At 40.6% G+C, this 19,311-nt stretch carries 21 protein-coding genes; 11 read left to right on the top strand and 10 right to left on the bottom strand.

Features of this window, described 5'->3' with window-relative positions; genetic code table 11:
* Positions 1-76: 76 nt before the first annotated feature.
* The 4 genes from T530_RS0103880 (at position 77) to T530_RS0103865 (ending at position 3,176) form a co-directional block, all read left to right on the top strand.
* Complete coding sequence (locus T530_RS0103880; protein ID WP_027727899.1) at positions 77-346, top strand: ACT domain-containing protein; 270 nt, start codon at positions 77-79, stop codon at positions 344-346.
* Positions 347-533: 187 nt separating this feature from the next.
* Positions 534-1,109: a hypothetical protein gene (locus T530_RS0103875; protein ID WP_027727898.1), complete on the top strand. Its 576-nt coding sequence runs from the start codon at positions 534-536 to the stop codon at positions 1,107-1,109.
* A complete protein-coding gene (locus T530_RS0103870; protein ID WP_027727897.1) occupies positions 1,106-1,777 on the top strand; it encodes a response regulator transcription factor in 672 nt (223 codons plus the stop codon). Before T530_RS0103875 ends, T530_RS0103870 begins: the two co-directional genes overlap by 4 nt.
* Positions 1,767-3,176 (top strand): HAMP domain-containing sensor histidine kinase, encoded by a 1,410-nt coding sequence (locus T530_RS0103865; protein ID WP_051537808.1) that lies wholly within the window; start codon positions 1,767-1,769, stop codon positions 3,174-3,176. The genes T530_RS0103870 and T530_RS0103865 overlap by 11 nt, the downstream gene beginning before the upstream one ends.
* Here T530_RS0103865 and T530_RS0103860 read toward each other — a convergent pair.
* The 4 genes from T530_RS0103860 to T530_RS0103845 form a co-directional block, all read right to left on the bottom strand.
* Positions 3,173-4,459: a deoxyguanosinetriphosphate triphosphohydrolase family protein gene (locus tag T530_RS0103860; protein ID WP_027727895.1), complete on the bottom strand. Its 1,287-nt coding sequence runs from the start codon at positions 4,457-4,459 to the stop codon at positions 3,173-3,175. The two genes, T530_RS0103865 and T530_RS0103860, sit on opposite strands and share 4 nt — an antisense overlap.
* Positions 4,460-4,522: 63 nt before the next feature.
* Positions 4,523-5,056, bottom strand: a complete 534-nt coding sequence (locus T530_RS14630; protein ID WP_051537807.1) for a hypothetical protein — start codon at positions 5,054-5,056, stop codon at positions 4,523-4,525.
* A 1-nt stretch (position 5,057) separates the two neighbouring features.
* Positions 5,058-5,894, bottom strand: coding sequence for a metal ABC transporter permease (locus T530_RS0103850; RefSeq protein WP_027727894.1), 837 nt, complete (start codon positions 5,892-5,894; stop codon positions 5,058-5,060).
* The gene (locus tag T530_RS0103845; protein ID WP_038073605.1) at positions 5,891-6,586 is read right to left on the bottom strand and encodes a metal ABC transporter ATP-binding protein; all 696 of its coding nucleotides are present in this window, start codon (positions 6,584-6,586) and stop codon (positions 5,891-5,893) included. Before T530_RS0103845 ends, T530_RS0103850 begins: the two co-directional genes overlap by 4 nt.
* A gap of 136 nt (positions 6,587-6,722) precedes the next feature.
* Between T530_RS0103845 and argS the strand changes: the two genes are divergently transcribed.
* From argS to T530_RS0103825, 4 genes are read left to right on the top strand one after another with little or no spacing between them, the layout of a single operon-like run.
* A complete protein-coding gene (gene argS, locus T530_RS0103840; protein ID WP_027727892.1) occupies positions 6,723-8,546 on the top strand; it encodes an arginine--tRNA ligase in 1,824 nt (607 codons plus the stop codon).
* A gap of 31 nt (positions 8,547-8,577) precedes the next feature.
* Positions 8,578-9,735 (top strand): histidinol-phosphate transaminase, encoded by a 1,158-nt coding sequence (gene hisC / locus T530_RS0103835; RefSeq protein WP_027727891.1) that lies wholly within the window; start codon positions 8,578-8,580, stop codon positions 9,733-9,735.
* A complete protein-coding gene (locus T530_RS14625; RefSeq protein ID WP_027727890.1) occupies positions 9,716-12,889 on the top strand; it encodes a GGDEF domain-containing protein in 3,174 nt (1,057 codons plus the stop codon). Before hisC ends, T530_RS14625 begins: the two co-directional genes overlap by 20 nt.
* Before the next feature lie 30 nt (positions 12,890-12,919).
* Entirely contained in the window at positions 12,920-13,609 is a 690-nt protein-coding gene (locus T530_RS0103825; protein WP_027727889.1) for a metallophosphoesterase, read from the top strand.
* On the opposite strand, the gene T530_RS0103820 is transcribed toward T530_RS0103825, so the two are convergent.
* A complete protein-coding gene (locus T530_RS0103820) occupies positions 13,610-14,551 on the bottom strand; it encodes an SUMF1/EgtB/PvdO family nonheme iron enzyme (RefSeq protein WP_027727888.1) in 942 nt (313 codons plus the stop codon).
* Positions 14,552-14,611: 60 nt separating this feature from the next.
* Positions 14,612-15,637: a magnesium transporter CorA family protein gene (locus tag T530_RS0103815; protein WP_027727887.1), complete on the bottom strand. Its 1,026-nt coding sequence runs from the start codon at positions 15,635-15,637 to the stop codon at positions 14,612-14,614.
* Positions 15,638-15,955: 318 nt separating this feature from the next.
* On the opposite strand from T530_RS0103815, the gene T530_RS0103810 reads away from it, so the two are divergent.
* Both T530_RS0103810 and T530_RS0103805 read left to right on the top strand, forming a co-directional pair.
* Positions 15,956-16,240, top strand: a complete 285-nt coding sequence (locus T530_RS0103810; protein WP_027727886.1) for a hypothetical protein — start codon at positions 15,956-15,958, stop codon at positions 16,238-16,240.
* Positions 16,241-16,281: 41 nt separating this feature from the next.
* Positions 16,282-16,695 (top strand): hypothetical protein, encoded by a 414-nt coding sequence (locus T530_RS0103805; protein ID WP_027727885.1) that lies wholly within the window; start codon positions 16,282-16,284, stop codon positions 16,693-16,695.
* Here the strand turns inward: T530_RS0103805 and T530_RS0103800 are convergent.
* From T530_RS0103800 to T530_RS0103785, 4 genes are all read right to left on the bottom strand, one after another.
* A complete protein-coding gene (locus T530_RS0103800; RefSeq protein ID WP_027727884.1) occupies positions 16,684-17,040 on the bottom strand; it encodes a hypothetical protein in 357 nt (118 codons plus the stop codon). The two genes, T530_RS0103805 and T530_RS0103800, sit on opposite strands and share 12 nt — an antisense overlap.
* A 96-nt stretch (positions 17,041-17,136) precedes the next feature.
* Positions 17,137-17,331, bottom strand: a complete 195-nt coding sequence (locus tag T530_RS0103795; RefSeq protein WP_027727883.1) for a hypothetical protein — start codon at positions 17,329-17,331, stop codon at positions 17,137-17,139.
* Positions 17,328-17,747, bottom strand: coding sequence for a hypothetical protein (locus T530_RS0103790; protein WP_027727882.1), 420 nt, complete (start codon positions 17,745-17,747; stop codon positions 17,328-17,330). Before T530_RS0103790 ends, T530_RS0103795 begins: the two co-directional genes overlap by 4 nt.
* Positions 17,741-17,956, bottom strand: coding sequence for a hypothetical protein (locus tag T530_RS0103785; protein WP_027727881.1), 216 nt, complete (start codon positions 17,954-17,956; stop codon positions 17,741-17,743). Before T530_RS0103785 ends, T530_RS0103790 begins: the two co-directional genes overlap by 7 nt.
* A gap of 252 nt (positions 17,957-18,208) precedes the next feature.
* On the opposite strand from T530_RS0103785, the gene T530_RS0103780 reads away from it, so the two are divergent.
* The gene (locus T530_RS0103780; RefSeq protein WP_027727880.1) at positions 18,209-18,910 is read left to right on the top strand and encodes a DNA-binding domain-containing protein; all 702 of its coding nucleotides are present in this window, start codon (positions 18,209-18,211) and stop codon (positions 18,908-18,910) included.
* The last annotated feature ends 401 nt before the right edge of the window (positions 18,911-19,311 follow it).

The following is a 19,311-nucleotide window of genomic DNA, read 5'->3' as shown; positions in this document are numbered from 1 at the left end:
AGTTCGTCAAGGCACGCTACGCTTAAAGCCTTGACAAACTTGTTTAATGGCTTTTTTTAGGAGGATAAAGCACATTATGAACGCAATTATTACTGTAGTAGGATCTGATAAAGTTGGTATTATCGCTAAGGTCTCTGAATTCCTGGCACAGCATTCGGTAAATATTGCCGACATTACACAGACTATCCTTTCCGGAAACTTTGTAATGATGATGATGGTAGATTTGTCCAAAGCCGATGTTGCTGTTGACCAGCTCCGCACCGACCTGACCAAAAAAGCCGAAGAAATGGGCGTAGAAATCAACGTAATGGCTGAGAAGGTTTTTTCAGCTATGCACCGCGTCTAAAGCACTTCGACCGTCAGGGAGAAGTGTAGCAAAGGTTCTTCCCGCTAAAAACTGTAGTGCCCCTTACGACCTTTGCGTTATGCTATCGAGTTTAAATTATAAGAAAAATCTTATTATTACTAAGACTTCTTTTATAAAAGCTTTCCCCATATTGTTTATTTTTTAAGATGGGGTTAATACTATTCTTGTGAAAAAAAGACTATTAACTCTTTTTTCTATTATATTATTTTCATCTCTGGCCTTTTCTGCACCGGGAGGCCCTGGCGGTCCGGGTGGACCTGGACCAGGTGGGGGAGCCCCGGGAAGAAGCGCTCCGCCTCCTTCTGCGCCGCCACCAGCACCGGGAAGTAATCCTCCGGGACAAAGAAATGCGCCGCCTCCGCCTCCCGCTCCAAGCGCGCCGTCCGGAGGAAGTTCATCCTCTTCTGTAATTATTAATTACCGCGGACAAAGAAAACTTTGCTCAAACGAGCCTCTTGAAGTTGTAAATACATCTCTTACGCGAAAGGCAAATAACTATCAGCTTGCCGTTCATTTTAATCAGGCTGTGGATACTGCAAAAATCTCTTCAAAATCACTATATCTGAATGGAAAAAAGGTCGATTCAGGAGTTATTATAAAATTCAACCGGAAATCAGATGCTGTAACCATTACTTTTGTTTCTGACTTTTATACAGAGGAAGAGATAAAAAAATCTAAGCTTGTACTAAAAAATGTTCAGACATTTGATGGAAAAGTTATAGAGGAAATAATTGTAAAATGAAAATTCTTGTAGTAGAAGATGATAAGGGAATCTGCGAATTTCTTATCCCTGAACTTAAACACGAAGGTTTTGAAACTGTAGTTGCTGAAACTGGCCGCAAGGCAATTGAACTCTTTCATTCAGAAAATCCCGATTTGATTTTGATGGACGTAATGCTTCCTGAAATGAATGGAATTGAGGTTCTAAGAAGAATTCGCGAAGAATCTAATGTGCCTGTAATTCTGGAAACTGCCCGCGGAGAATCAATTGATAAGGTTAACGGTCTTAATGCCGGCGCAGATGATTATATTGCCAAGCCTTTTGATATTGAAGAACTGGTTGCAAGAATTAATGCCGTTTTAAGACGCCTGAACAGAAGTTCCAAAGATTCAGCAATTCTGAAGGTGCGTAACCTTGAAATGGATTTGGACGGCATGGGCGTAAAGGTTGAAGGAAAGACAATTTATTTTTCTAAAACCGAATACTTCCTTTTGAAGCTCTTTGTAGAAAATGCCGGCAAAGTTCTTTCCCGCAATGAAATCCTTGATGCAATCTGGGGAAAAGAGCACTTTATTGACGAAAACATTGTTGACGTATATATTGGCTATCTGCGTTCAAAAATCGGCGATGTTACCAAAGATGAATACATTAAAACTGTAAGAGGAATCGGATATATTATTGAAAAATAATGCCATAAAGAAATTCTTAAATTCATTTCCATTCCGCCTTTCCTTAAGTTACACAAAAATCCTTGCCACCGTGCTTATTGCAACGATTTTTGCCATGGTTTTATTTGTGGACAGGGCTATTCAGCACAAGCAGAGTGAAGAATTGAAATTTACCTGCGAAGGAATAGCAAATAATCTTTCCATGACTAACGGGCTGGAAATGGAATCAGAGTTTTTTCTTACCATTCCTTATTACATTACCTATTCTGTATATAATTCGCATAACGGTTTTGTTTATTACACAAATGACCCTCTTCTTCCCTGTAACTTGAAGACAAGTACCAGAGCCCGCATTTATTATGAAAAGAATTATTTTTCGGACGGCGATTTAAAAATCCTTTATTATGCCAAGGACTGTTCCTTAAAAGAAAGTGATATACCTTTAAGAATAATTGCCGCAATTTATATGGATACAGATTATGCGGCAAAACTTTCCCAGCTTTTTCCATATACTCTGGTGCCTTTTCTTTTAATCTTGATTTTTATTGCCTTTATCATTTCATATTTGACTGCAAAGCGTACTATAGAACCTGTTGTCCGCATGACAGAAAATGTCCGTAAGCTTTCCAGCACTGAACTTGATGCAGTTCTACCTCTTTCTTCAAGAAATGATGAACTTGATAACCTTGCACTAACCTTTAATTCCCTTTTTGAGCGTATAAAAAAAGATTTTGAAAGGGAAAGACAGTTTTCCAGTGATGTTTCGCATGAGCTGAAAACTCCCCTTGCTGTAATTACGGGGCAGTCAAAGCTTCTTTTGCGCTGGGGAAAAGATGATCCTGCTCAGCTGGAAACTTCCCTTATTGCAATAAACAATGAAGCAAAATCCATGAAGATGATTATTGAAAATCTTCTTCAGATGAGCAGGTATGAAAGCGGCATCCTTAAGCCTGAATATACAAAAATTAACGTGAAGGCCTTTTTTGACCGCCTTAAAAATGAATTTTCAAATATTGATACAGAAAAAACTGTAAAGGTTGAAATAGACTGCGATGAAAGGATGGAGATTAATTCTGATGCTGAACTTCTGCACCAGACTTTTACGGCCTTTATGACAAACAGCGTAAAGTTCTGTAACAAGGAAGTCTGCCTTATTACTCTTAAAGCATATAAGGGTGAAGAAAAAGTTTTCCTTTGTGAAGCTGATAACGGCGAAGGCTTTTCTGAAGCAGATTTGACTGAAATTTTCAACAGATTTTATACAGGCAACAGTGCCAGAACCCGCAATCTTAAGAAAAGCAGTACGGGACTGGGACTTGCAATTGCAAAAACACTTACTTCTGTTCTGGGCGGAAAAATTTCTGCTGCAAATAATCCGGACGGCGGCGCCCTTTTGACAGTAGAACTGCCTTCTTCCTAGAAGGTTATGATTTCCTCGTAAATCTGAATGGCATACTGGTCTGTCATGCCGGAAATATATTCTATAATGCACTTAATGAAAGATTCTTCATCATTTACATCAAAAACTACAGGGGTATCAAAGCGCAGAATCTGCTTTTTATTGATAAAGTCGTGCTTTTCTGAACTCCAGGCCTTGTAGTTTGAATGCTTGATAAGCCATTCTTCAAAAGTCTTGCAGAGTTTAGGGTAAAGGCGGAGGGCGGCAGAAACCCTTCCGTTCTGCGCGTAAATCCAGGTTTTGTAAAGGGTTCTGTAAATTGTGCGGATTATGTTTTCTGCGTAAATGGCAAATTCTTTAAGACGCCAGTGGCTGTAAATCTGACTGAAGTTGAACTTTTTAAGCTCAAGGATAAAGCGGAAATATTCATCAGAAAAGCAGAGACCTTTTTCCGGGCTGCTCTGTTCGCAAAGGTCAACTATAAGGTCATTGATGAGTACAGTTGTGTTTACGGCTTTTCCTGAACGCAGGGCGTGGGCACCTTTTTTTTCAAAGCCCAGGGTGCTGCCTACAATTTCTCGCAGCTGGCGGTAAGAAGTCATGTCTATGATGTGGTAGGTGCGGGCGTCTTCCAGGTCCCGGCCCAGATAGGCAATTTTATCTGCAATTTTTACAACGCAGCCTTCCCAGGTAAAGGGCTGGGTAAGACCCGGCCGCTTCATTGAATAGAGGTCTATGGCATCTTTACGGGGCTTAATTCCCTGCTGGTCAATTTCTCCGCAGTGGCAGATAAGGCCGTCGCGGACAGCGTAGGTAAGGTTCAAAGGCTTTTGGATTCCGTTAGGGTCTTCCAGCGTTTCTATGTAGTCTGCAAAAAAGAGGGAGTTGCGTTCATGCCAGAATTTTTTAGGGGCATTGGCGCCTTCCTTCTGCTCCAGAAGATTGTTGAGGCAGTCTTCTCCGTGGTGGCCGAATGGCGCGTGGCCTATGTCGTGGCCCATGGCAATGGCCTGGGTAAGTTCCTGATTAAGTCCCAGATATTTTGCAATTTCTGTTGCAACTGAAGCTACGTGGGTAACGTGCTCCATTCTGGTACAGATATGGTCATCGTGGGGCGCAAAAAAGACCTGAGTTTTATGTTTAAGGCGGCGGAAGGCCTGGCTGTGAAGAATTCTTGTGTAGTCGCGCTCAAATTCCGAGCGGATGCCGTTATTTCTTGAATAAAGTTCTATTTCGCGCTTATTGGCCTGAGCCCATTTTTCATTGTTTTCTGTACATGCAAAATCTTTGAAGGAATCTTTCATACTTCTAAATATAAAATAAGGTTCGTCAAAAGTTCAACTGTTTTATGAGCTTGTGAAGAAAAACTAGAAGGTTAAATCTGAAACCTCAAGGAAGGAATAGGTAATGTCGCCTTCCATACTTTCTGTTTTGTAGGTTCCGGTAATTGTAATTTCCTGATTTTCTGCAGGGTAGTCTTCCGGGTAGGAGTGCTCTCCAAGCCATTTAAATTCCATTCCCTGTTTGCAGCAGGCTAAAGCGTCCGGGATGATTACGGCGTAATAGCGTTCGCCAGATTCTTCGTCCACAACGGAATAGAAAAAGCCTGTAACCTTAATTGTTTTTCCAAGGTAGTTATCCGGTTCTACTATCATTTCAAAGATGTAGGAATAAATCATGTTGGCATTCATTTTTGTAAGGTCAACGTCGATTTTACCGGATTTCTGAGGAAGGGGAGGCGATTCTCTTTTAGCACCAAAGCTTCCGTCGTCTGGTGTGCGGACTGGCTCTTCAAGGCTGGTCTGGTCGGGCGGCAATTGCATTTGAGCTTTGGCTTTACAGCCGGCAGAGAGAAGTAGAATTAAAAATATAGGAAGAAGATTTGCCGCCTGACCTTTCATCTTATCGTCCTTTTATAAATTCAATTGTGTAAAATACCAGGAATACAAAAATATCGGCAGCAACAATTGTGCTTCCAACCGGGGTTCCTGCAAGAATTGCTATTAAAAGGCCTGTAACTGCGCAGGTAACAGAAATAATTGCCGAGCAGATTGTTACGGAGAAAAAGCTTTTGAAAACCCGCATTGCAGAAATGGCAGGGAAAATTACCAGGGCAGAAATAAGAAGCGAGCCTACAAGGTTCATTGCAAGTACGATAATTACTGCGATGATGATTGCGATTGCAAGGTTGTAGATGCTTGCGTGGGTTCCGACTGCGGTTGCAAAATCCTGATCAAAGGTAACTGCGAAAATCTTATTGTAAAAAAGAATGAAGGCTATTATTACGCAGAGGGAAAGAAGACTGCAAAGGTAAACTTCGCCTTTTGTAAGGGTGAGGATTGAAGTTGAACCAAAGAGGGTTGAACATACATCGCCCGAAAGGTTTGATGAAGTTGAAAAAATGTTCATAAGAAGGTAGCCAAGTGCCAGGGCTCCTACAGAAATCATTGCAATTGAAGCATCGCCCTGGATTTTTGTGTCTTTTCCGGCGCGGAGTAAAAGGATGGCGCTTAAAATTGTGAGGGGAAGAACCAGGTACATGTTGTTAGAAAGATTGAGAACACTTGCAATTGCAATTCCGCCAAAGGCTACGTGAGAAAGTCCGTCGCCGATAAAGCTGAAGCGTTTGAGGACCAATGTTACTCCCAGAAGGGAAGAGCAGAGAGCAATTAAAACGCCTACAATAAAGGCATAGCGTACAAAGGGAAATGAAAAATACTGTACTAAGGTTTCTATCATAAAAATTTAATCCTTGTTGTCTGCGGAATTTTCTGGCGGAAGATTTCTTTTTCTCCAAAGAAGTTCTGGTCGCCAATGTGCAGAATGTGGCTTGCGTACTTCATTGCGGCCTGAATGTCATGAGAAATCATGATGATTGTAATTCCATCTTTGTTCAGCTGCTGGATGAGGCGGTACATTTCTTCTGTAACAATCGGATCCAGGCCGGAAACTGGCTCGTCCAGAAGCAGCATTTTTTGAGTGGCACAGAGGGCGCGGGCTAAGAGGACTCTCTGCTGCTGACCGCCTGAAAGTTCGCGGTAACAGCGTTTTGCAAATTCTGTAATGCCCATTTTTTCCATGTTTTCTGCGGCAAGAAGCTTTTCTTCTTTTGTATAGAATGGACGGCGTCCGCAGCGGGACTGGCAGCCTGAAAGAACAATTTCCCTTACACTCGCAGGAAAGTCCTTTTGAACCTGAGTCTGCTGGGGAAGATAGCCTATTTCATCCGGAAGAAGGCCGTCCCCTGTGATAATGCGGCCGGAAATTGGTTTATGCAGGCGCAAAAGCGTCTTCATCAGGGTGGTTTTTCCCGAACCATTTTCGCCGATTATGCAGAGATAGTTTCCTTTACTAATAGAAAAGTTTAAATCTTCTATTATAATGCGCGAGTTGTAGCCTAAAGTAAGGTGCTCGCATGTCAATTGTGCCATGTGCCTTCCTAAATGGTAAATGTTGTCAGCAGTAAAAACTGATAATCATTATCAAATTGCCTTATTAAATCATATTGCGTGCCTTGTGTCAAATCAATAAAATAGAAGAAATTTATTTTAGACTAGGGATTATTATATGGCAGATGCAAAATCAGTATGCCGCAAGGTTGTTTGTGCGGCTCTTAATGAGTTTATTAAGGCAAAAGCTCCGGAAGCAGAGCTTGCAAAAGAAGAAAATATTCAGGTTGTAACCCCGCCAAAACCAGAAATGGGAGACCTTGGAGTTCCTCTATTTGCATTTGCAAAATCACTTCATATGGCACCTCCTCAGATTGCTGCAGAGGTTGCAAAGCTTATTACAGATAAATCAATCGGTGAATTCCTTGCTGTTGGCCCTTACGTAAACGTAAAGCTTGATAAGGCAGGAAGCGCTGCAGGTATTTTGGATGCAATCCGCGCTCAGAAAGACGAATACGGTTCTTTCGGCTCTGACGGTAAAAAGCCTCTGGCTGGTCGCCGCGTAATGGTTGAATATTCTTCTCCAAATACAAATAAACCGCTTCACCTGGGACATTTGCGTAACGATGCTCTTGGTGAATCTGTAAGCCGCATTTTGAAGGCTGCGGGCGCTGAGGTTTACAAGGTAGACCTTATCAATAACCGCGGTGTTCACATCTGTAAATCTATGCTGGCATATAAACTCTTCCACGAGGCAAAGGGCGATACTCCGGAAAGCCTTGGAATGAAGGGTGACCACTTTGTAGGCCAGTGCTATATTGAATTTGACCGCTATCTTAAGGGCGAAAAAGACAAGCCTGAAACAGCTCATCCTGAAGCTAATCAGATGGCAGAAGATATGCTCATTAAATGGGAGCAGGGGGACCCTGAAGTTCGCGCCCTCTGGCAGAAGATGAACGACTGGACTCTGGAAGGTGTAAAGGAAACTTATGCCCGCACAGGTGTTTCTTTTGATAAACTTTACATGGAAAGCGAAACCTACCTTAAGGGTAAGGACGAAATCCTTAAAGGTCTTGAAAAAGGCGTATTCTTTAAGGCTGATGACGGTTCTGTCCGCATTGACGTAACAGACGTTGTCGGCAAGGGAAAAGACGAAGACAATCACGAAAAAGTTCTTCTCCGCAAGGACGGAACTTCTGTTTATATTACTCAGGATATTGGAACTGCTATCAGCCGCCACGACGACTGGGCTTTTAATCAGCTGGTTTACGTTGTTGCAAGCGAGCAGAATTACCACTTTAAGATTCTCTTCCATATTTTGAAGAAGCTTGGCTTTGAATGGGCAGACAAGCTTTATCACCTTAGCTACGGTCTTGTAAACCTTCCAAGCGGACGTATGAAGAGCCGCGAAGGTACAATCGTTGATGCTGATGATTTGATTGATTCTTTGCACGCTCAGGCTCTGGAAGCAATTAAGGAACGTGGTCGCGATGGCGATGTAGGGGACGCAGATGATGTTGCAGAAAAAGTAGCTTTGGGTGCGCTTCATTATTATCTTTTGCAGGCAACTCCAATTAAGGACATGCTCTTTAATCCGGAAGAATCTTTGAGCTTTAATGGAAATACAGGACCTTACCTTCAGTACATGGGAGCCCGCATTAACTCAATTCTTGGAAAGGCTGCAGAAGCAGGCATGAAAGCTGATTATTCGGCAGAGGGCGTTGCACTTTTGAAGGCAGCTGAAGAATGGGAGCTTATCAAGCAGCTTGGAGATTACCCTGCAACTGTTCAGAAGGCTGCAGAAAATCTTGATTCAAGCGTAATGGCAGCTTACCTTTACGAAACAAGCAAGCTTTTCAGTAAGTTCTACCAGAACTGTTCGATTATGAATGCTGATGACAAGAAAGTTGCCGCAGCCCGCCTTTATCTTGCAGAATGTACTCTTCAGGTTATGAAGAATGCAATGAATCTGGTATTGGTTCCATATTTGGAACGTATGTAAGTGCCGTTATCGGCACGTTTAGGAGACACTTATGCTAACATCAAGCCGTATGCAGGGTCTTCACCCATATGTTCCGGGTGAACAGCCTAAAGACAGAGACTATATAAAAATTAATGCAAACGAAAATCCTTATCCGCCAAGCCCGGAAGTGCAGAAAGCGGTAATTGATTTTGTTCAGAATCACCCGGAAAAACTGGGAGTTTACCCAGATCCTGATTCAAACGAGCTTCACGCTGCAATTGCAGATATGCTCAATAAGACAGGCAGCGTTCTCTGCCGTGCAAAGGTTGAAGGCGGCAAGGTTACCCCAGCGCCGGAAGACAAAATCCCATTCACTGTAACTCCGGAAATGATTTACAGCGGAAACGGCAGTGACGAAGTTCTTTCTTTTGTATTTTATGCCTTCTTTGACTCTTCAAAGAAGTTTGTAATGCCTCAGTTTACATACAGCTTCTATCCTGTTTACGCAGGCTTTTACAATATCCCGATGGATAATGTTCCTTTGCGTGCTGACTGGACGCTGGATACTGAGGAAATGCTTAAACGTGCCGGTGGAAATAAGGGCGGAATCATTTTTGCAAACCCTAACGCACCTACAGGCCTGGGACTTACCCGCGCACAGGTACGCGAAATGCTCAAATCAGCTTCATCAGATGAAATCTTTATTGTAGACGAAGCATACGTAGATTTTGGCGGAGAATCATGCATTCCTTTGATTGAAGAGTTCAAAAATCTTGTAATTGTAAGAACATTCTCTAAGAGCCTTTGCGGGGCCGGTATGCGCCTTGGCTACATTGTAGCAAATCCTGAGCTTGTAAACGTGGTAACAACAGTAAAAAACAGCGTAAACCACTTCCCGATTGACGCCGTTGCTCAGGTTGCCGGTACAGCTGCCTGCTTAAATCCTGCCTACTACGCAGAATGCGCAAAAAAGGTTGCGGATGAGCGAGACTCGTTTTATAATTTTTTAAAAGACAAAGGTTTCTACGTTTTAAAATCTCAGACAAACTTCCTCTTTGCTAAAAAAGACGGAATTGCCGGCGTTGACCTTTACCGCCGTGTAAAAGAGCAGGGCATTTTAATCCGCCACTTCAACACAGCTGGAATAGAAGACTTTGTGCGAATTACGATTGGCACAAAAGATCAGATGGAGAAATTAAAAATCGCAATTGAAAAAATTTGCCTTTAAAAAACAGAAACAGAAGATAAAGCATCTTTCAGAAGTTCAGGCCTCGGTAATAAAAGAGTTTGTAGACGATCCTCAGTTTCAGGTGAAGTTTCTTTCTGGTACTTCTGAATATTTAAAAGACCTTCCTCTTTTATTTGAAGATTCGGACATGACCATTATTGATATGGCAGAAGATTTCAGTCCTCTTTCGCCATTTCTAAAAATGATGTCTACCTTTAATATTTCTGAAACTCTTCTGGACGACTTCTGTTATTTCCCTCAGAAAAAGACCTTCCGCTCCTTTTTGAAAAACGGCTGCGTAGACAAGCGCTACGATATTTTTATTTCTGATAACATCACTTTTGAAAAACGCACCATGCGTCAGACTATCATTTCCATTATGGAAGAAATTTCCAGCGGAAGCTTTTTAATTTTAAACGCCCAGTATATGGGTGATGAAGCTTTTGATATTCTGCGTGATTTTGAAAAATCAGATATTAAATGTTCGGTAGCCTTCTGTTTTGATACCCTGGGAGATGACTTCCTTTCTGAACCGCTAAAGGCTTATTTTAATGACAAACAGCTGGAACTTAATTATTTAAATATCTGCGATGAAAGTGACAGAACTCTTTATTCAGATAAACCAAAAAACAAGTACGACCGTGACTATGTTTTTTCTGAAGTAATGGATATTTTTATTAATAACCGTAACTTTCTTGCAATCAGTGAAAACAAGCGCTTTGCAGACTTCTTTGTAAAATATTCAGGAACCCATAATTTCTTCCCGGAACAGATCCGCATGGTCTATAAGGAAATAGGACTTTCCTACTACTATAACGGCGACCTGGATGAAGCAGTCCTCTACTTTAACAACGTAATAGAAAGCTCAAAAAATGATGCAGTTGCCTGCGATATTTACCTTTTCCTTGCAAAAGTATTCTTCAAAAAACGCAACTTAAAACAGGGCTTAAAATATTCCCTTCTGGTACAGCAGATTGCCCAGGAAGAATGCATAAAAGAACTCTATCCTCTTGGCGTAATGATGGAGTACCTTTGTACAGAATGCTATGATGTTGCCTCTTACCTTGAGCTTTACGAGCGTGCCCTTAAGGTATTAAAGGAATCCGGCTACACAGTAAACTATATTTACACCTGCAACCACCTGCCAATTACAGTTACTGCAGAACCTCAGTATTACGACTTTATCATCAATCACCTGGATGACGTATATAAACTTGCTTCTCATATTGGCGATATACCGGAAATTGCCTCTGCGGCACATTTTAAGGCTATCATCTGTTCTAATAAGGGAGAAAGCGAGCAGGCAAAACTTCTTTATAATGAAAGTAACCGCCTTAGAACCCAGATGGGAGAACTTCCTCCTCTTTTGAATATCCGTAACGGACTTTCTTATGAGGCCCTTTGTCATGCAGATTATTCAGAGGCCTATATCCTTATCAACTCAATTATAGGCCGCCTTTACGAAGTTACCCAGTATTCTTCTATTGTTTCTACCCTTAAAAACTGCGCCTACGCTCTTTTTTATTCGCGCCATTTTGAACTTGCCTACGCTCTTTTTAATAAGATTTCAAGATTCCTGCAGCTTATGGGCATTTCAAATACCCAGTCAACTTCGGAACTTCCAAGTTCAGCAGACATTACCCTTTATAAAACGGTAATCGAGCTGGATAATGGAGACTTTATTCACGCCAGAAACAACTGCAACATGCTTTCTAAAAAGTATACAGAAATTTCTCCTTTGGAACGCCCTTTCTATTTCTTCTTGCAGGCCATTGTTTTTATTTCAGACGGAAACATAAGGCTTTCTGAAGAAGCCTTTGAAGAGGCAGTTGCCGGCTATTCAGAAGGCCACTACCACCAGACCCACAGGCTTGTATTCTTCTATTATGAGTATTCAAATGCCCTTAAGAAATTCGGCTACACAGATAAATCTACAGAATACATTAAAATTGGTTTTGACATAGCACGGGACAATCATTTTACCTATTACACAAAGAACAAATCTTCCATGACAATAGACGAATATCTTGTTGATATCCGCGACTTTGAACCTTTGAACCTGAATCTGGAATATCTGGAAGAAAAGATTGAAAAAGAAAGCCTGATGAATCAGCTTCATGCCCGCATTTATGAATATCAGTTCTTAAATAAGATTATGAGCTTCAGCTCAGATAATTCAAATCTGGAAGTATATTTGAACCGCGTTGTTCAAACCTTAATGGATTATCTGATGGCAGAAGACATTTATATCGCCGAACATACAGAAAACGGCTGGAAGCTTCTTGCCGCTTCAAGCGGAAACGACGGTGATGAAATTTCCGGCGCCCGCTGGGATGAACTTTACCAGCAGGCTAGTGAAGAGCTTCAGACCCTTCTTACCTACGACAATGTATTCCACCAGTACTTCAGAAACCTTTCTAAGTTCGACTTTGTGGGTGGAATGATTATTGTTCCAGGCCGCCATACCCAAATGTCTATGGAAATGCTCAATGTGTTAAACCTTGCCATTTCCAACATTCAGGCTCAGATAGTAATGATAAGGCAGGAAGAGCATCTGGTATATCTTTCTTCTACAGACCTGCTTACCCTGCTTAAAAACAGAAGGGCCCTGCAGGAACATATTTCCAATGAGTCAGAAAAGCTCCAGCGCTATACTCCAAAACGCAAGTTCTCTGTAGTAGAAACCATTGCCTTTATAGACCTTGATAACTTTAAGTATTATAACGACAACTTTGGCCACGAAGCCGGAGACCTTTTAATTGCAAGCTTTGCCCGCCTCTTAAAAAGAGTTTGCCGAGCAGTAGACTTTGTAAGCCGCTTTGGCGGAGATGAATTTGTTGTTGTAATGACAGATACCAGCAGCCAGGACGGAACAATTATGTTCAACCGCCTTCATAAGGCTCTGGAAGACGCAGATTTCTTTATTCCTGAACTGGAAGCCATGCTGGGCGGTACAGTAGATATTCCGCCGGAAAAGTACCTGGGCTTCAGCATGGGACTCTGTTCAAATCAGGATATTGAAAAGCATTATGACCTTGCAAGCGTTATGATGAATGCAGACCATGCCCTTTATTATGTAAAGAACCATAAAAAAGGCAGATGCGCCCTTTGGAAAGACGTAAAAAAATCTGAAGAAGAAAACCCGGATTTTTAATATAAATAAAACAGTATAAGGAATATAAAAATGAAGATTTTAGTTTTAAGTGATTTACACGCAAATAATGAAAACCTGGGAAAACTGGACAAAGAATTTGCCCAGGCAGATGCAGTAATTTTTGCAGGCGACTTTGCAGAATGCTTTAAGCCGGAAACCGGTAAAGAAGCCTTGAATACCCTTTGCACCAGGCATGATACAATTTTTGCAGTTCTTGGAAACTGCGATGAGCCTGAATTCATAGAAGAGCTTGAAGATCAGGATATCTGTGTAGAAAAAACTTTAGTTTTCCATGAAGGACTTGCCTTTGCAGGAAGCGGCGGCGGAACTTATTTTACAGGAAAAACTGCCAACGAACGCGAAGAAGCAGAAATCCTTTCAGACTTTAATATCGTAAAGAATTCTGTTGAACAGACAGGAGACCAGAGCCTTTGGAAGAGCCTTATTTTAATAAGCCACAACCCTCCAAAAAATACAAAGTGTGACGCAGTAAATGCAGAGCTCCACGCCGGAAGCCAGATGTTCACAGACTTTATTAAGGAAAATCAGCCGCTTGCAGTAGTATGCGGCCATATTCACGAAGGAAAGGCTGTAGATAAAATTGGTGATACAGTTGTAATTAACCCGGGCCCGTTACAGGAAGGCAATTACGCCTGGCTGGAAGTAGAAAAAGCCGGCGATGGCTGGAAGGTAAGTAAAACAGACTTGTGCAGTCTTTAATTATAACTTAGCGGGTTCCTTTACCGTGCAGGCAATGCGGAAACCAAAGTAGTCGTAACATTCGTTAGGGTCAAAGCTATAGCGGTCTCCGCAAAAGTTAAACATAGTGTATTCAGAATAACTTCCGCCCCGGCTAACACGCTCATAGCCCCTTTTTGCCCCGTATAATTCATCCTGATTGTAAGGTCCGAACCAGTCCCAGCAGAATTCCAGCACGTTTCCGCACATATCATAAAGCCCTGCATTATTGGCATTTCCGGTAGCGGGTTCGCTTATATTTTCCGGGTCAAAAGGAAGCCCCGCTGTTCCAACAGTGTGGGTAGCATCTGCATTTTCAGAAGTCCATGAATATAAAAGTCCTTCATCAGGATTTTCTTCTTTTGCTAAGACAGTTCCGCTTATAGTATCCCCGTCCTGAAAGCCAGCAGGAGTTCTTCTGGCAGCATATTCCCATTCTGCTTCACTAGGCAGGCGGAATCCGTCTTTTTCCCAAAGGCATTCTGCCAGGTCACAGGTGGCAGTATCGCTTGAATCGCGGATAATCTGACCCTTGTACTGGTAGCAGGGGGTACGGCCCTGAATCTCACTAAGGGCATTGCACCAGACAATAGCATCATACCAGCTGATCATAGTAACAGGCTGACTGGCATTTTCTTCATTTGGTATGGCGGCGCGGCGGCCAAGAGAGCCCGGCTGACCGGGATTTTCAAAGTTATATCCTAAAATTTCTGCCTTAGTACGAATTTCATACCAGAGGCCGTAGGTTGTTTCAAATTTATTAATGGAAAAAGGTTTTAAATCACGAACTGCAAGAGTAGACTGAGTATTCTGCCCTTGAATAAAAGAGAGACCACTTTTAAATGTTACAAGGCTGATAGGTGTAAAGGCAAAGAAGAAAGAAGCGCATAAAATCAGCGTTATAAAACAGATAGTTTTTTTCATACTTTTTAACCATTCTATAACCTTTTATTTAAAATGAATAGATGTAAAAAAGTTACAGAATTAGCGGTTCTTTCTTGCTTTGGAATTACTCTTACGCTGTTTTTTCTGCAGCTTGCGGCGGGCCCTCAGGTTTCTTACAGACTCCTTGTTTACGTTAAGGGCAAGAATTGTAAGAACAACAGAAATAATACAGCAGATAGTAATGTATACAATAGGAATATAGCCTGCCAGGTGGTCAAAAGGCAGCTTTACGTTCATACCAAAATAACTTGTTACGAATGTTGGAGACATCATAACAATATTGATGATGGCAAGTTTTTTCATAACGTTATTCAGGTTGTTGGAAATGATAGAGTCATAAGTATTCATTACGTTAAACATAATGCTTGAATATGTGTCTGCCATTTCAATAGCCTGCTTGTTATCAATCATAACGCCTTCTACAAAGTCCAGGTCTTCTTCATCAAACTTAATAAGGCGTGTGTTGCGCATTTTCTGCAAAAGAAGCGAATTACTTTTAAGCGAAGTTGTAAAGTAAACCAGAGACTTTTCCAAACTCATCATCTGCATAATCTCACGGTTTTCAATTTCCAGCTTCATTTCATTCTGAATGCCTGTAGAACGGCGATTTATTTCCTTAAGATAACGAAGGAAGTTCAAGTTAGCGCGGTTCAGAATCTGGGCAATAAAAGAAGGAAAGTCTGTAAGGCGTACGTTACGCACGCGGTTTGCCCCAAAGTCTTTAAGAACTTCGCTGTCTGTCCAGCAAAGGGTGATGATAGTCTTTCCTTTAATGATAATACCAACCGGCACTGTAAAATATGGAGTTTCTGCTGCCGGGTCATAAACCGGTACACGTACAATGGTAAGGATATAGCCAGATTCGCCTTCTTCTATACGAGAAAGCTCATCCGGGTCTAAAATATCCAGAATGTGATCCTGTTCAATTTCGTATTCCTGCTGAAGTACATCGGCTTCGTCGCTGTTAACGTTGCGGGCGTCTATCCAGAGCGGTTTAGACTTTTGAATTTCGTCTTTCTTTACCTTTAAAAAGCGACCGTTTTCCTGCTGCCAATATGTAATCATAATTTTTCCTCTTTTTGACTTTTGATTTTGCCCTGAGGAAATAAAGACTAGCTGCTAAGAAAAATTTTCCTGAAGGCACTGATTTGTAATTAAGAAAAATATGGGATAACTGGAGCTTCCACCGTCCATAATCATGCCTCCTTTTGTAAGAATAGTTTCTATTATTATACTGAAAAAGTAACGTCAGGGCAAATAAAAATAGAAACTCGGCTCTTTGTATAGTAAAAAGCAAAAAAATCTCCAAAAAATTTAAAATATTTTTCAGAATTTTTGTCAAAACTTCATTGTCTTGGAAAGTATATAGGTACGAGGTTTTGAATGAAAGGTAACTATAAGTTTATGCTTGCAAAAGCCTACAGCCTTTATAAAGGAGTCTGTGTAATAAAGCAGAATGGGGCAAAAATTATATTTTTAGTAGAAGATGTAGAAAATAAAACCTTAAAAGAAAACATTACAAATGCTTTTACTAACTACATTGATTATGTAAAAAGTCAGAAAAACTGTCCTGCTCATTTTAAGCACGTGCCACATGTCTATTTTAAGAAAGGTTTTAGAAAGCAGATTAAAGAACTGCTTGCAAAACAAAATCGTGAGGAAAATTAAAAATGAAAGCAAAGAGTTTAATATTCCTGTTTCTAATTTGTATGCAGTCTTGCACTCTTCTGAAAGAAGCAGAAAAAAATGATATACTTCCATATAAATTAAAATTGTACACAAATACAGAAACTTCCTTTAATTCTGAAGAAACAAAAATTGAATACAGCTTTTATAATAATTCCCAAAAGAATGTAAAGAGCTTAACTATAGTATTCTTTTGTAATCAGGAAGAAGAAAATGACACAGAAGACAAGGAATACAATTTTGAATTTACAATAAATGTTTTTGTAGAAGCAAATAATTATATAGAAGATTTTATATGTTTGAATGAAGCTTTTAATGAAGGTTCAGAGCCATCTATTTTGTTTGAATATTTTTATGTAAGCTGCATAGTATATGAAGATGACTCTGAATGGAATGACCCTTTTGGAAGGTATATGTTTAGCTGTTTACAGCCGTAACTTGAAAAGAAGACCTGCTGCCCCTGTAAAAGCTCCACCGCAAAATCCCAGTCCAAAATACTTTGCCTTTAATCTTAAAGGCGGGTTTTCAGAATAAAAGTTTTTACCATTAATTAAGCCTTCTTTATAACCACAATTCCAGCCGTCAAAGAAAGCTTTTTGAATGTAGTTTTCTGAAAGAGCGTTAAGTTCATTTACAAGCTTCTGAACTTCTGTGTCTGTCCAAAGCTTTTGAGTAGATTTGTTCGGCATCTTTTCTGTACTGCTCTGTAAGCTTTGAGCATTCATTAACGGTAGCAGAGTCTGGAACAGCACAAGGCATATAAGAATTCTTTTTGTTTTCATTATTAAACTTCTCCTTTTTTGTTTTTAGCAGGCATAATATAAAGCCTGAAATTAGCCCAAGTGGAAAGGCTGCTTTTTTAATAAAACTTTTTATATTCATAGCCGCCCCTTAAATGCGTTTATCCAGCAGGAAACATCTATTTGTACAAAAGAGCCTTTAATAAAGAGGGCAGTTCTAAAAGCTTCTTCCATACAGACATTACAAACCCCTGCTGCATTAAGTACATAAGTTGCAAGAACTAGAATAAGGGCTAGGGCAGAAGCCGTATTAGAAACATGTTTCATTTTCATTCAAGAACCCCCTTATTAAGGCTTCTTAAAACAAGCTTATAGTCTGGGTACATGGCACTTAGCTCTACTAAATTACGAACATGACCGCGTTTTTCTACTTCTATGCTGGAAACATTCATAAAAAGCTTTCCATAAAGCCCGCCGGCAATATGAACAGCCTTACCGCTCTTATTAAGAAAAAAAGCTGCGTGAATGCCGCCAGTAAAGGGGCTGTATGCTTTTGTAAAATACTTTTTTAAAAGTTCATTTGCGGTTACCCGAATATTGCAGTTATAAGCATAAGAAAGAGCTCCGCACACAGAACCTGAACAGTCACTTTCGAACCTGTCACTTTTACCAAGCTTATATTTGCAGCCTTCATAAGTAAGAAGAGCATCTATAAAACGTGTTTCTTTTTCATTAACAGTTCTTAACATAAGCTAAGCCCCCTTAAAACAAGCGGAATAAGTTTTTCCAGTCCCACCGCAATAGAAATACATGCAAGTACCGTTGCTCTCTTCTGCGCCGGTGCTTCCTTTAATTCCTTTTCAATGCTGGTAAGGCGTTCTATAACCTTTTCCTGCCCGCTTTCTACTCTTGTAAGCCTTGTGTTCATTGCAAACAAAAGTTCATCTTCTTTTTCCATACTCTGTACCTCCTTGTTTTTAGACGTTGTATGTGCGTTTAATAATAAAAAAAGAAGAAACCCTTCTGCGTGGTGAAAAATCACCATGCCACTGGGTGAAATTTCACCACGCACGGGCAGGTTTAAGTGCAATATATTGATGACAACAGTTTTGCAGACGGAGCGTTGAATCCGGCAGAGCTGAAATTAAATTAAAAGGGTAGTGCAGAGTCCGGCGCGCAGGCTTATGCATTACCGCAAGGAGAACTTATTATGTTAAAAGTATTTGTTAGAGAAAATGTAAGCCCAGTTGCTAAAAACGGTTTTGTGTTTATGAGTGAGAACATGGCAACATTTACACAGGAGCAGCTGGTAAAAAAGATGGCAGAGTACAACACCACCCTTACCGAAGCCGATGCACTTGCAGCACTCAATGTAATGCTTAAGATTGTTATGGAAAAAGTAAAAGAAGGATATGCAGCACAGACTCCTTTTGGAACTTTTTTTGCAGCTGCCGGTGGTTCTGCAGAATCAAAGGCTGAAGAATTTCTTCCTAATGTAAAGGAAACAAACCACGCTGTAAGAATGCGTTTTAGACCTTACCGTGAACTTTCGGAAGATGTAAGTAGCCACACAGTTATTGAACGTGTTTCAAATGCAATTAAAACGCGTGTTTACATAGACACTGTGGCAAATGCAGACGGTAAGACAGACAGTCCTATTAAAGCTGGCGACACAATCTGCATTAAAGGGGACTTTCTTAAGTTTGATTCAGAAAATGAAGTACATGGAATTTTCCTTTCTGATGGAGAAACTGAATACCGTCTTTCTTACTATACTCAGATAACAGGTGGCACAGTTTGCGCACGTGTAGAAAGTTCCATTCCTGCCGGCAGCTATAAGCTTATTATTCGTAATAAGCCTACAGTTGATGAAGCAAGTTATGAATACAAGAAACAAATTGTAATTTCATAAGTCAGTTATTTTAAGGTACCTTCCCCGGGTTCAGATTTAAACTTCTGAATCCGGGGATTTTTTGTACTATCTGGCCATAAAGGGCTTTCTACTTTGCGGTAAAGTCGAAAGCCTTTTATGGCAAAGGGCTTTCAGTTTCAGAGCAAAGTTGAAAGTCCCAGGTGTTAAAAGTGAAAGGGCTTTGCCGCAAAGTAGAAAGCCCTTTGCTCTAAAAGTCTTTGGGGTTTGCAGAAAAGCACAAAGTCCTATGCTCTAAAGCCCGGTAACCTTGGTTATTAATTCTCATATTATATATAACAATTTATTAATATTTGTTATTATTTGAAAAATTTTTGGAGAGAAAAAGTGAGTAATTTTAAAACATGCCTGTATTCAAACAGTCAGGTATTAACAAGGAAACA

Origin of the sequence: Treponema sp. C6A8 (genome assembly GCF_000619925.1) — a bacterium.
GTDB lineage: Bacteria > Spirochaetota > Spirochaetia > Treponematales > Treponemataceae > Treponema_D.
Note: the sequence above shows the minus strand (reverse complement) of the source record. Positions and strands in the feature narration are given on the sequence as shown.